At 42.4% G+C, this 13,042-nt stretch carries 15 protein-coding genes and 1 pseudogene; 8 read left to right on the top strand and 8 right to left on the bottom strand.

Annotated elements, in window-relative coordinates; genetic code table 11:
- The first annotated feature begins 147 nt into the window (after positions 1-147).
- The 5 genes from sps_RS07485 (at position 148) to sps_RS28460 (ending at position 4,889) form a co-directional block, all read left to right on the top strand.
- On the top strand, positions 148-678 hold the full coding sequence (locus sps_RS07485) for a YbhB/YbcL family Raf kinase inhibitor-like protein (RefSeq protein WP_077751968.1): 531 nt from the start codon (positions 148-150) through the stop codon (positions 676-678).
- A gap of 51 nt (positions 679-729) precedes the next feature.
- Positions 730-1,596: a helix-turn-helix transcriptional regulator gene (locus sps_RS07480; protein WP_077751967.1), complete on the top strand. Its 867-nt coding sequence runs from the start codon at positions 730-732 to the stop codon at positions 1,594-1,596.
- Positions 1,597-1,771: 175 nt separating this feature from the next.
- Positions 1,772-2,494, top strand: coding sequence for a hypothetical protein (locus sps_RS07475; RefSeq protein ID WP_077751966.1), 723 nt, complete (start codon positions 1,772-1,774; stop codon positions 2,492-2,494).
- 30 nt (positions 2,495-2,524) lie between these two features.
- Positions 2,525-3,442, top strand: a complete 918-nt coding sequence (locus sps_RS07470; RefSeq protein WP_077751965.1) for an IS5 family transposase — start codon at positions 2,525-2,527, stop codon at positions 3,440-3,442.
- Between the two features lie 58 nt (positions 3,443-3,500).
- Entirely contained in the window at positions 3,501-4,889 is a 1,389-nt protein-coding gene (locus tag sps_RS28460; protein WP_077751964.1) for a methyl-accepting chemotaxis protein, read from the top strand.
- A 45-nt stretch (positions 4,890-4,934) separates the two neighbouring features.
- Here the strand turns inward: sps_RS28460 and sps_RS07460 are convergent, their stop codons facing one another.
- The 3 genes and pseudogenes from sps_RS07460 to sps_RS07450 all read right to left on the bottom strand — a co-directional run.
- Entirely contained in the window at positions 4,935-5,309 is a 375-nt protein-coding gene (locus tag sps_RS07460) for a RidA family protein (protein ID WP_077751963.1), read from the bottom strand.
- 45 nt (positions 5,310-5,354) lie between these two features.
- Positions 5,355-5,576, bottom strand: coding sequence for a DUF2798 domain-containing protein (locus tag sps_RS07455; protein WP_237158014.1), 222 nt, complete (start codon positions 5,574-5,576; stop codon positions 5,355-5,357).
- A pseudogene (locus sps_RS07450) lies at positions 5,573-5,806 on the bottom strand (putative quinol monooxygenase); the annotation flags it as partial. The gene sps_RS07455 and the pseudogene sps_RS07450, both read right to left, overlap by 4 nt.
- A 129-nt stretch (positions 5,807-5,935) precedes the next feature.
- Between sps_RS07450 and sps_RS07445 the strand changes: the two are divergent.
- Together sps_RS07445 and sps_RS07440 are read left to right on the top strand one after the other, a co-directional pair.
- Positions 5,936-7,120, top strand: coding sequence for an IS91 family transposase (locus tag sps_RS07445; RefSeq protein WP_077751960.1), 1,185 nt, complete (start codon positions 5,936-5,938; stop codon positions 7,118-7,120).
- 179 nt (positions 7,121-7,299) lie between these two features.
- Positions 7,300-8,241, top strand: a complete 942-nt coding sequence (locus tag sps_RS07440) for a bile acid:sodium symporter family protein (RefSeq protein WP_077751959.1) — start codon at positions 7,300-7,302, stop codon at positions 8,239-8,241.
- 134 nt (positions 8,242-8,375) lie between these two features.
- On the opposite strand, the gene sps_RS07435 is transcribed toward sps_RS07440, so the two are convergent.
- The 4 genes from sps_RS07435 to sps_RS07425 all read right to left on the bottom strand — a co-directional run bounded on the left by sps_RS07435 (position 8,376) and on the right by sps_RS07425 (position 10,335).
- Entirely contained in the window at positions 8,376-8,924 is a 549-nt protein-coding gene (locus tag sps_RS07435) for a disulfide bond formation protein B (RefSeq protein WP_077751958.1), read from the bottom strand.
- A gap of 10 nt (positions 8,925-8,934) precedes the next feature.
- The gene (locus sps_RS28455; protein ID WP_169915707.1) at positions 8,935-9,090 is read right to left on the bottom strand and encodes a DUF5993 family protein; all 156 of its coding nucleotides are present in this window, start codon (positions 9,088-9,090) and stop codon (positions 8,935-8,937) included.
- A 363-nt stretch (positions 9,091-9,453) separates the two neighbouring features.
- The gene (locus tag sps_RS07430) at positions 9,454-10,068 is read right to left on the bottom strand and encodes a recombinase family protein (RefSeq protein WP_077751957.1); all 615 of its coding nucleotides are present in this window, start codon (positions 10,066-10,068) and stop codon (positions 9,454-9,456) included.
- A gap of 66 nt (positions 10,069-10,134) precedes the next feature.
- Positions 10,135-10,335 carry a hypothetical protein gene (locus tag sps_RS07425; protein WP_218919612.1) on the bottom strand — a complete coding sequence of 67 codons (201 nt, stop codon included), beginning with the start codon at positions 10,333-10,335 and terminating at the stop codon, positions 10,135-10,137.
- A gap of 832 nt (positions 10,336-11,167) precedes the next feature.
- On the opposite strand from sps_RS07425, the gene sps_RS07420 reads away from it, so the two are divergent.
- Positions 11,168-12,178 (top strand): hypothetical protein, encoded by a 1,011-nt coding sequence (locus sps_RS07420; protein WP_077751956.1) that lies wholly within the window; start codon positions 11,168-11,170, stop codon positions 12,176-12,178.
- A gap of 407 nt (positions 12,179-12,585) precedes the next feature.
- On the opposite strand, the gene sps_RS07415 is transcribed toward sps_RS07420, so the two are convergent.
- Complete coding sequence (locus sps_RS07415) at positions 12,586-13,011, bottom strand: hypothetical protein (protein WP_077751955.1); 426 nt, start codon at positions 13,009-13,011, stop codon at positions 12,586-12,588.
- Positions 13,012-13,042: the final 31 nt, after the last annotated feature.

Below are 13,042 nucleotides of genomic sequence, written 5' to 3'. Positions count from 1 at the left end.
TTTTTATGGGAGAAGATCTAGGTTATGAAAAGTTATCGCTTAAAGTGTCAATTTTACTGTGAATATGATTAATAATGAGCTTTACAGTTAAGTATTTCTCTGGAGAAGCGCTATCTTATAGCTTCCACTTAATTAAAGAGATCAGTTATGAAAGTTATCAAGCTATTACCGATTATGGCCGCGTTTATCGGCATATCTGCTTCGGCCATGGAGATATCCAGCCAAGACATTAAAGAAGGTCAGCTTATGGGCAAGACCTTTGAATTTTCAGGCATGGGCTGCAATGGCAGTAACCTCTCGCCTCAACTTTCCTGGACTAAGGTACCGCCCGGCACTAAGAGTTTCGCTATTACGGCTTATGATCCTGACGCGCCCACGGAGAGTGGCTGGTGGCATTGGACGGTATTAAATATTCCAGTATCCACACTCAGCTTGCCACAAGGGGCATCGGGTAAGGTTTCTCCGGGGTTGGAGACTCGCACTGATTTCGGTAAACCCGGCTTTGGTGGTGCATGCCCGCCCAAGGGCGATGGCATGCACAGATACCAGTTCACCGTGTGGGCATTACCGAAAGCTAAGATAGATCTTCCTGCGGATATTTCACCCGCAGTGGTAGGTTACACCCTCAATAGTATGGTGATTGAGAAAGCAGTGTTGACGGCCACCTATGTGCGCTAATTATCCTAGCTGTTGATAACGGCAGCAAAAAATACTCAGAGGGCTGAATGGATGACAAAATTAATTTTGGTGAGTCATTATCAGGGCATAGCACCACAGGCACTGCGAAATGTGCCTGTGCATAGCCCGAGTATTTTTGCTATCAAACAAGGCCGTAAACTCATGAGTTGGCATGAAGAGTCATTGGATATTCGTGACGGGGACTGGCTGATCGCAGCAGCTGATAGCCAGCTTACCTTCATCAATGAGCCTCACCATCAGCAGTTCAGCTCGGTACAGATATCTTTTTTGCAGCCACCAAGTCAAGAGTTGATGGATGAGATTGAACTTTATAGCGATGGAAAGAGGAAAAAAAGCAAGCACAGAGGAAACAAGGAAGCTGCTATGAGAGGGGCGGCCCTGCCATCGGCGTATCATGGATTTTCTTCGGCTCAATCGCCTAAATTAAGCGCGAATAGTCAACTCTGCTTTGCCTTAGAGCTATTATTGACCATGCAGGGGCAAGATTTAAGCCCTCAGGTACAAAGTTACTACCTTAATGGCTTCTATCAGCAACTCATGGAAGCGGGCAGCTTGGGCAAGCTGTTTCCCGGCGATTCGCAATCATTACGCCAGAGACTTAGCCGTTATCTGGCCCAGAGTCCTGGGGCCGAACATCACATTGAGCAAGTTTGTCAGCTTTTTTCCATGAGTAAGTCGACACTGACCCGGCACCTGACACTGGAGGACACGTCATTTAGGGAGGTGTTGGCCGAAGTGCGTATGCTCCACGGCCTGAGTCTGATGCAGAAGCAAACTTATCGACAGGTCGACTTAGCCCTGCTCTGTGGCTATCAATCAGAGTCTCGTTTTTCCCAACGCTTTGCTAAACAATTCGGGATAACCCCAAAACATTACATGAGTACGGTCAGGGGCTAGTTGGTATTTTATTTCAAAGGTATTGTCATGCTTAAGCAGACATATTTAGCTTTGTGGCGAGTGATTCATTTTGCGTGGTATCAGATTTGAGTGGGTAAACTTGTTATATCTTTGTAATAAAACATTCTCTATGCTGGTCTAAAATATATTGTAAATATCAGAATGGATTCTCCCTATGTCTTCCTTTTTCTCTTTCGGGATAAATTTAGCTAATAAACTGAACTTTAAAAAGAAGTTTTCTATATTAGCCCTTGCCACCTTATTACCCCTGTCTCTCGGTGCTGCTTATTTAATTCAATTGCAGTATCAGCAAATCACCACGGTTAAACACGAACTCAGTGGTTTGGCATTTGTGGAGCAACTATCGGGTGTCGATAAGCAAGTCAGCTTGGTGAGATTGAGCCTGATTCAACCTGGAGAACTTGCAATAAATCAGCTGGGCGGTGCGTTAACCGAGCAGGTAGAACAAGTATCGCGACATGCTGATTTATATAGGGAAGTCACGCCTCAATCAGTACGCTTGATAAATCAAGAGCTCTTATCATTCAGCCAGAAGTTTGCTGTCAGTCAAGAAGGTAAAGAGAGCCTACTCAACCAGATCAACGCACTTTCCGATCGAGTTCAAGATTTAAAAGAAGATATAGGTGCAGAAAGTGGTTTGTCATTAGATGATGAACCGAGTGGGTTTTATTTAGCAGAGCTTTATCTGTCACGTCTCTCGAGTATCAGTGACTTTAGCGACAGAGTCGTTGCCGTGTCTACTCAAGTTCTCATCAATCAAGGGTTTACTCAAGCGTCCTACACTCAATTAGTCGCTTTTAACAATAGGCTAGCAGAGCTATTGCAAGGGGCCTTGTTTCCTAAATCGATTGAACCTTTTGCAGCTTATGTGATCTGATCTTCCAATGTGGTTATTGGAAACATCAAGATGGGTAAAGCTAAGCGTAAAATGACCAATTGGTCTCAGTACAACAAGGCATTGATTAATCGAGGGTCCTTGACCTTTTGGATTGATGAGCACGCCATTAGCTCTTGGTGTTGCTCTGAACATCACGGCCGCCGTGGCCGTGGGTATATTTACTCTGATGTTGCTATTGAAACTGCATTGGTTGTTAAAGGTGTATTCAACTTATCACTGAGAGCACTAGAAGGTTTCACTACCTCGGTTTTCCAGCTTATGGATGTGCCACTAACCTCACCAAGCTATAGCTGCATTAGCAAACGTGCCAAGACCGTAAATATCAAATATCGCTCACCGAGTCGTGGCTCTGTGGCACATGTAGTGATTGATTCAACGGGCCTCAAAGTTTACGGCGAGGGAGAATGGAAGACTCGAAAGCATGGTAAAGAAAAGCGTCGTACCTGGCGTAAGTTACACCTCGCAGTAGATGCTAATACGCATGAAGTCGTAGCAGCAGAAGTCACTCTGGTTAACGTTGCTGATAATGAAGTGTTACCCACATTAATCAAGCCGTTAAGAAGACAGATTAAACAAGTTTCTGCTGATGGAGCATACGACACCAAAGCGTGTCACAAACTACTTCAGCGTAAAGGTTGCAAACCCACTATCCCACCAAGAAGCAGTGCTGGGTTTTGGGAGGATGGGCATCCTCGAAACGAGGCAGTGAGAGCCCTCAAAAATAATGAGTTAGCGCAATGGAAGAAGGAAAATGACTATCACTTACGGTCACTATCTGAAACAGCAATGTACCGATATAAGCAACTAATTAGTCCGAAACTTAGCCTACGAGATTATAATGCTCAAGTAGGTGAAGCGCTGGCAGGTGTAAAGGCAATGAACAAAGTCATAAGACTAGGAATGCCAGTTAGGAAAGAGGCTGCCTAGTTAGCTCAAACCCTTGGAGTAGCTGCATCTATAGCGAGGATTTGATCAACAACGCCTATTGCAAGGCAGTGAAAAGACACTTTCAAGACTCAATGAGCGAGAAAAGGATGATGCAACAGAGGCACTGATTTCCGATATTCAAGCCATGCATCAATCTATTAAGCAATTTATCAAGCGAGTAAACACAGACTTGATCACCCCAGATAATTTAAAGGTTAGTCTTCAGGCATTGACTCAACAAGCAGAGGGGTTAACTCAGCAATTAGAACTTGTGAGGGAGCAGACACATCGAGTCATGTTAGATTCACTGATGGCTCGTGAAAGTGACAAAACGCTCACCATGTTTTGGTTAATATTGATGGTCACAGCCGTCGTTGTGGGGAGCTTGTATTCATTGATTGTTATCTATAAAGCAATCGCAACGAATGTACATGAAATTGAGCTTATTGCTAACCGTGTATCTCAAGGGGATCTGAGTCAGGATGTCAACCTGAGTCATGGGAAGCCTTCAAGCTCTAACGACGGGGCCGGCACAGAAGCAGGCGGAGATGAATTTTCTAAAATAGCCAGCGCCTTCAACCTGATGTTAGGCAGCATCAGAACCCTGATAATCGAAGTTCAAACCTTGAGTAATCAGGTGGTGCTGGCCAGTGGCACCATGCTGGAGGTGACCCAGAGCGTGGAAACTACGTTAGCGGCGCAGCAGCAAGAGACACATCATATTGCCAGCGCCATTGGACAGGTGCTGGTCTCGGTAAATAGTGTCGAAGCTAGCATGGGAGAGGCGACGAGTATTACTTCCAATGCTCAGGAAGCCGTTACACAAGGGCAAACCGTCATCACCGAAACCGTACAAGGTATAGATTTGATCGCTCAAGAGGTGACAACTGGATCTGAAGTGATCAATCAGCTAGCGATTCATACCAGTGAAATCGGTAACGTAGTCGATGTGATCCGTGGCATTGCCGATCAAACCAACCTATTGGCATTGAACGCTGCAATTGAAGCGGCAAGAGCCGGTGAGCAGGGTAGAGGCTTTGCTGTCGTGGCTGATGAAGTACGCACTTTAGCCAGTCGTACCCAAGCATCGACTCAGGAGATCCAATCTATGATTGAACAAGTCCAAGTCGGTGTGAAGCAAGCGGTAAGCGCTATGGACTCAGGCACCAGGCAAGCTGATATAGGAGTGTCACAGGCCAAGGAAGTTAGCGCGAGTATCGAGCAATTGACTACCAACATGCAGGAAATTGTTGGCGTTACTCAAGAAATTGCACATGCCGTCGCCGAACAGCGTTCAGCGACAACACAAATAGACAGCAAGACACTCGCGATAGGACAAGGTGCTGATGATGCGCTTGCTTCTGCGCAAGGCGCATCTGAGATCTGTCTCAATCTGGCTGCAGATGCCAAGAAGCTTGCGGCGCAGATAGAGGGATTCAGGCTGTAATATTAGTGATTCAGATAGCTCCCTTCATTTTTAGTGACTCTTAAATTAGAGTCCCAGTATGGCTTCTATCTCTATTTTTAAGTCGCCGCAGAAGAGGGCATCGACCTTGATTAGTGAGCTTGCGGGTAAGTTATCTCCATAGATATCGAACAAGGTCTGCCGTAAAGGGACGATATCGGTTAAGTCTGTCACAAACAGGGTGACTTTAACCAATGACTCGAGTGTGATGTTTTGCTGAGTCGCGATTAGACTCAGCTGAGAGAATATGGCTCTGGTCTGTTCATCGATATTACTCGATTGAGCCTGAGTACCAAACGCAGTAAGGCCAGATGTGTACAGAGTATGTCTGTGAATGCTGGCGTGAACGTAAGGCCCCGCAATTTTGCCAAGCTCGGCATAATTGATCCGTTGAACATTCATATAAATTCCTTTTTATGCTGGATATACAGATACTCGATTCTGTATTTACAGCCATTTACTGACTATCTTTTCAGTTAACTGATGCACCTTAGGCGCAAACAGGAAGGAGATGCATGCGGCTGCGGGCCATGCCAGCATGAAGGCCTTGGCCCATAACCAGAGAAAATTAGCCGGTAGCCCTAAGTTGATCCATGTTATCCAAAGCGTCATCAGCAGGGACAATACAAAGGACATTAATAGCGAAAATATCATGGGTTGTTTCATCATTCCCCCTTGTAAGTGACACTGGTTAATTTTTCGATATAGGTCACTTTAGTCAAGTTACGCGCGAGATAAGCCAGTGTATGCTCGGCTTCAAAGTGTGCGCTGAGTGCATCACTGTTTATCCAATGTTCCCATAGGGTAAATCGAGACGGATTGTCTTGATGTTGCAGTACTTCAAATTTCAAACAGCCAGCTTCAGTGATTGTTGCTGCAGACAAAGCGTGCAGTGCCTGCTTAACTTGTTCTACCTAGGAAATAGCTCTTGGAAGGCTTGGTGTAGCTCGGTTTAAGCTTTTTCTAGTCTTTTGTGGCTATAGATATTAATCTACAGACCAAATAATGAGATTATTCAGTGTAGTGGTATGAGTTTTAAGGGAATTAAAAACAAGTTGTTGCGGTTTAAGTCCGTTTTTGTTACCCATTGGATAAGCTTTACAATTAAACACCCCAGATACAATAAACCGTATTATCATTCAGAAATTAAAAAGATGATGGATTGTGGGAGTGAAGCATTGGGTTTTGCTACCTTTCAGTGTTTATCATGTGGTAAAGGTGAGCATACAGTGAACTTTAGCTGCAAAGGCAAAGCCTGCCCGCAGTGCGGTAAGCGCTATTCACGTGAAAGTATGGAAAAAATAGCCAGCCGGTTATTACCTGGAGTCAACTACAGACAGGTAGTGTTAACTTTACCCTGTGAATTCAGGAATATTTTCTATAATCATCCACAACAAGGGGCATTGTATTCAGAGTTAATGAGTGTGGGCCATGCGTGCTTAGAGGCGCTCATTCAGGATTTACTTCTCTGTAATACGCTTAAAATAGCCAGTATCGTGTTTATTCATACTCATGGACGGAATGGGAGCTATAACCCCCATCTTCATATCTTATTAGGAGAAGGAGGGTTGAATCCAGAGACCAATCAATGGCTTCCAATAAGTTACTTACCTTTAGGCCGCTTACGGCTGAAGTGGCAAGCGCATTTACTTCACTTCATGGCGGCTCGTATCGGAGACTTAAACGGTATAATTAAGGCTCTGTGGGTTAAACATCCTGATGGATTCTATGCACATCCCGGAAATGGTAAAAAAGTTCCAACGAAGCATTATCGAGGGTTACTCAAATATCTGATTAAGTACTTAGCTTCCCCACCAATAGGCGTATCGAGGATATCCTGTGTTTCTGATGGATATGTTAGTTATTATTATCAATCACATAAAAGTAAGCAACGAGAATATGAGCGGGTAGAAGCTGAGGTGTTTATTGGGCGCATGGTGCAACATATCCTGCCTAAAGGATTCCAGCGAATTCGTTATTATGGGTTACAAGCGACAGCGAGCTTTAAGAAATGGTATGAAATTATTGCTATGGCAGTTGGAGATTTAGTTGATGGTATGATTAGCTACGTTAGTCGATTGAAATATTGTGATTTTTTTAGAGAGGTTGCAGGTAGGAATCCATTGGTTTGTACATTTTGTGGTGATGATATGGAATTAATTCGGTTATATCATCCTGACAGAGGGGTTTTCTATGATATATTTGCGCCTTGATCTTCTGCTGTTTGTTCTCATTACCGGCGAAGATGAGTTTGAGTATTATATGCAAGCGAATAGCGAGCCTAACTAAGGTGAACACAAACTGTTAGTTCAAATAGTGATAAAGCTTGGTATGTTAATATGCCAATTGATTGTGTTATACCAATCCTATTAAATATGTTTAAAGAGGCTCCATGCTAGAAAAGATCAATCGCTTGTTCCCTATATTTGCACTGCTCGGTGCTACAACGGCTTATTTTATGCCCCAGTGGTTTACCGAGCTTAAGTTCTTAATCGTGCCTTTGCTGATCATTATCATGCTCTCGATGGGGTTAACTCTTAGCTTGGATGATTTTTCGAGAGCCTTAAAGCAGAAGCGTGCCGTGCTGGTGGGACTGATTTTACAATTTAGTATTATGCCAATCAGTGCACTTTTAATTAGTTTAGCTTTGGGACTAGAGCATGACATGGTTATCGGTATGGTGCTGGTGGGCAGCGTCGCGGGGGGAACAGCCTCAAATGTGGTCTGTTATCTGGCAAAAGGTGATGTGGCCCTATCTATTACCATGACAGCACTGTCAACCTTGGCAGGCGTGTTACTCACCCCCTTGATTATCGAGCTCCTTCTAGGTCAGATGATAGATATTCCAATGTCGGCAATGCTGGTAAGCTTAGTCAAAATCGTGTTAATGCCGGTCGCCGTCGGAGTGATGATTAATCACCTCTTTAACTCTCAAGTCAGTAAGATAACGCCAGCTTTGCCTCTAGTGTCAATTCTGGCCATTGTGATGGCAATCACCATTATCGTGGCCTTGAACGCGGGTCAGTTCGACAAGATAGGGCCTATCATTTTTGTTGCTGTGTTCTTGCACAACGCTATAGGCCTTGTATTGGGCTATAGCTGTTGCCGACTATTAGGCTTTAGTCATACAGTTTGTAAAACTATCTCTATCGAGGTCGGCCTGCAAAACTCAGGTTTGGCCACTGCGTTATCTATTAAGTTTTTCAGTCCCGCATCGGCGCTGCCTGCTGCGATATTCTCTATCTGGCATAATTTATCTGGCTCACTGTTAGCGGGATACTGGTCGAGGGAACAAGAGGAAAGCCTTAAGCAAGATTATGTGGAAGATAAATAGCGGGCAGATCAAGGTTCACTGAGCGTATAAAGGCTGAGTGATTAGAGGGACTGAAGAGAATGAACCATGAGTCGATTGAAGGCATAAAAAAACGGACAGAGCCGAGGCCGTGTCCGTTTATCGTTATCAAGTGTCTAGCTGAATAACCAGTACTGAACAGGATCGGCAGGGCACTCGAATGGACCACATTCAGCGAAAGTACTGAGTACGTTCATCAGGGTGACCAAAAGCACTGCGCCAACAGCGACTTTACTCAGTAGCGGCATTTTAGACAGGCTTTGATACTTTACCTCTTGATACTGAGAGGTAAATGACAGCATGACACCTGTGCCCAATACGATCACCGAGAACGTGATAAAGGCCCAGGTGTAAAAATGGTATGACAGGAATGGGTCGCCATAAAAAGGCGTCCCAGGGATCACGTGTAATGCAACTTGTCTAAGGGCTACCGCTGCACCAAATAGTGCGCCGAATAGCATAATGCCGTAATGCGAGGTCCTTGGACCATAAATAACATTACAAAGCAGGCCAAACATGACGGCAACGAAACCAACCCTTTGCAATAGGCACAAGGGGCAGGGAAGCTCACCAGCGGCAAATTGAGAGTAGAAAGCGAATGCCAGTACCAAAGAGATGGCGATAGCGCCAAGTGCATTGAGTTGTCGCGATAATGATTCAGTCATCTTGAGCGTCCTATAGTAAAATTGCGAGAGTGTCGGTTGCATGGTGTGAGAACCAGTAGAGACTCACCGCAAGAGAGACACCAAAGCCATAGAATGCCAAGTTACGTTTGCCCTGTACCGCTAAAACCATAGCGATTAAGAACAAACAAAATATCAATGCCATCATAATTATTCCCCTAAATTATAATTGGTTACGTGGATATATTTTTCGAATATATCTTATATCTATTTAGTTAAGCAAGGAGTAAATTAGCCAGAATAATTAGCTCAACAATGGGTCTAAGTACAAAAGCGGTAAAAAACGACAATTCATGATGGATAAACTACTGATAAATAACAATTAGTTGCTGACGTTTTTATATGAGTTTTACCATGACATTTTTAATATTCAAAACATAACCAACTGCTAAATAGGTATATTTTAAGATTTAGCGCCAATAGGGACACCTTTGTCATTTTCAGAAGACGACTGCACACTTGTCAAAAGTCGATTTCACTTCATAACCCTATCAAGCAACGGGGTTATGAGTTATTTTTTATTTAGTAACTTAATACCATCTTCTCTAAGCTCTCCTTTCGGTGATACATGTCTGTATAAGGTTTGTCGGGTAATTCCCAGTTCTTCACACAGTTCACCGACCTTGGTTTCTCGCTCACCCATAGCCGCCATAGCAAGGCGTACTTTGGCTGTGGTCATCTTAAAAGGCCGGCCACCTTTTCTTCCCCGGGATCTTGCTGAGACAAGCCCTGCTATGGTGCGTTCTGAAATGAGCTCGCGCTCGAATTCTGATAACGCGGCAAAAATCCCAAACACCAGTTTGCCCGCAGGGGTCGTTGTATCAATAGTTGCTCCTTGCCCAGTAAGTACTTTAAGGCCAACACCACGGTTATCCAGATCCTGAACTGTATTGACAAGATGGCGTAAACTTCGCCCAAGACGATCAAGTTTCCAGATAACGAGTGTGTCACCATCACGCAATGCTTTAAGGCAAGCATGCAAACCGGGACGATCATCTTTTTTCCCGGAGGCCTGATCTTCATAAATGTGCTCTCTGTCTATACCAAACTCGGTAAGTGCGTCAATTTGTAATTGAGTGGACTGAGAGCCGTCCTGTTTAGAAATCCTTGCGTAGCCGATATTCATCTGAATGACCCTGTTGTCACATAAACCTTCGATTATGTGACAGTCTGCGCGAGGAAGACCTAGCTGTCAAAATTTGTCACTTAACCCGTTATTTAATTTAAGGTATGCAAAGGGTGAATCAGGAACATAATGTGACAGAAATTCCGAAGGGATCCCATTTCTGACAAATATCTTGCGTAACTCCTCCAGATCTTGTCGTCCATAGGATGCCTTATCAGACAAAGTGGCTACCCCTAGCTCGGTGATTAGCGGTGTATCAGACTCCATTCCCAGACCTCGATTCGGTGCACTCGAGTATTAAGCATAGTTGAGGTTGGTGCAGATGACTTCTGACCTTTTACAGTCAAAAGGCGTCTGCACACTAGGCGCTACAGCCAGTCAACTGGTGCAGTAGTCTTCTGAAAATGACAGTTGCGAACAGAGACACGATAGTTCACAAAAACGGTCGTTTTTATGAGCTATCGATTGATATCAATCCCAATGGCTGTCATTGGATTAGGCATAATAGACATAAGTTGTTATGACCTTTTAAGTCCAATGGAACGAAAACGTACGATAAGAAATTCCAGTACCACCTGTAGATAAGGATGAACGTTGCACTACTCTCTGGCACACTACCCTATATAGGCACATAATGTGCAATCGAATCAAAAATAGATGTTTGTAAAATATCACTAATTGGGGTTAATTCCACATAGCACTGGTTTGTATTCATGATGGGCTACAGCCTTTATACAACAAGGGAACAGTTAATTTAGCACTAAGATTTTTCTCACCAAAAGAATCTGCAACATACTGAATACTAATAATATTACCTGTTTGGCGAAACTCAAAATTTCCAAGTAAGTTAATGTGTTGCCAAACAACGGGAAAAACCACATTATTTATCCTAATAATTATCGCAGACTGACATGCTGAGACTGTTATCAGTAAAAGATATTATTGCTAAGTTCTAGTGAGAAATGATGCAGTAAATACAGTAAATTTAAGCTTACAAGGAACTTGAATTTTAGTAATGTATACATTGCGTTTTGTCACAAGTTTACCGTACTTACGACACATTAGTTATTTTTTATAGTATAAAAAGGCAACAGTTACGATGTATAAAATACTGACCAAACAGAAAAATACGCAAGCTCGCAGAGCATCAACTAGCTACTGTCAAAATAATACAGATTCACACACATCATCTCGTCAAGGTGCTCTATTACCTTTTATGAGCAATAATATACGAAGAGTGAGTTCTCTTCCCAATATGTCCATCTCTTTAGAGTCTTCTCAGACACCAAATAATAAAATTAAAACGTCTCAGCAAGTAGCTGATGATTTGGAATTATTTTGCGAGGAACTAATGGATCATCCATCGATAACTAGTGTTAAGAATATGGATTTTGAGTCTCGCAGAGGTAAAGGGCTTTTGTACCGATTACAAGCTTGGGCTTATCAGCAATATAGAGAAGCTGTAGATGAAGATGTTAAGAGTGTTGACCAAGACAGACATTACGGTTTGTTGAAAGATATAGTCAATAGAGTTCCTAATAAACTTAGTGTTGAGATTCAGTACCTAGATACTGCCCTAACAAACAATAGCCTTTATAAATGTGTTGCTCCTGAACACTCTCTCGTATTAACAAGGCTAGAAGATGGGATATCTAATACCCAAGAAGGAAGGCTATCATTGAAAATCAAACCGGAATGCTATTTTGAGGTATTCCAAGCTTTAACAAAATTTGTCCTTGAACAGAAAGATGGAGTATCTCATGCTAAGTTAATGCCCCCCATTACTATTGGTTCTGGGCCAGAGGATGCTGTTATATATATGAATAAAATGGATTATAGCAAAGATATCTCAACTTACCTTAAAGGGTTGTCAGTTCTTAGAAGTAGTGAAATTGGTATATTTTTCATGGATGAAGTAACTTCAGGTTGTTATTCAAGGAAGCTTCCTACGTTAGCTTATGATACGAGTGAAGGTGGATCAGCAGGAAGCTTAGGCATGTTTTTCACAAAACTAGCAGTAGATGCTGCAATACAGCATAAAATTAGCGGAGATTCTATCAGTAAATCTGTTTCTGATACTTTGCATAAAAACAATATGTTCATAGAGTAAAAAAACCTCGTTTTTCTGGTTCCTGTTATTTCTATGTTTTCGCGCCGGAAAACTGCCAATAAACTCGCTATTTTAATCTATGCAATATTGAAGCAGCAAGTTTATCTTTATTGATACAACTTTATCTTGAATTAGCTAAGTACAAAAGCGGTAAAAAACGACAACTCGTGATGGTTAAGTTATTGATAATAAACAGCATAGTTTTAATTTTATATTTTGAACTTTTAAAATAATATAAAATTCAACACCTTAAGGTATATCGTTTAATGGTTTATTAGAAGGAAAGCTATGGATGAAGGTTACATCCCATTATGATGACAAACCAGTGCTATGTGGGATTAACCTCTAATTTGGAACCGTTGAGTTAGTTTTATACTACTAGTTCTCAGCGTAACCATTGACTAATGTTAGTTTGCCTTTACAAAATTATTGGTACTACTGAATGTTCCGCTTCCCATGTAAACACTTGCAGGATCTGTAGTATTGGGAGGATTCGGCATTTGTGCAGGTTTCGTTACTGTTAATTTAGCTGTAAACGAACTCCCTACAATAATCACTTTTTTCTTACTAAATACATGATTTGCCACTTGATCATAATTCAAACTCTCAATGGTTAAATAACAATCACCTGGGGTAGTGAATGAACCGCTGGTATATTTAATATTCTGTAATTTTACTTGCTTTTCATCTCCATCAATGCAGATAGATTTTCCTGATATCTGAGCGTGCCCAGTCCCATTTATTTTAGTCTTTAGCCCTCCAATAGCGATAGCTGGTGTAAAAGTAGGGGAAAAAATAACTTGATCACCATCGACAACTATATATTTACTCATGTTTCATCTCACTTTTCATAATGTTAAAAAA

It is taken from the genome of Shewanella psychrophila, assembly GCF_002005305.1.
GTDB lineage: Bacteria > Pseudomonadota > Gammaproteobacteria > Enterobacterales > Shewanellaceae > Shewanella > Shewanella psychrophila.
The sequence above is the reverse complement of the archived record's forward strand: the minus strand, read 5'-3'. Positions and strand labels throughout refer to the sequence as shown.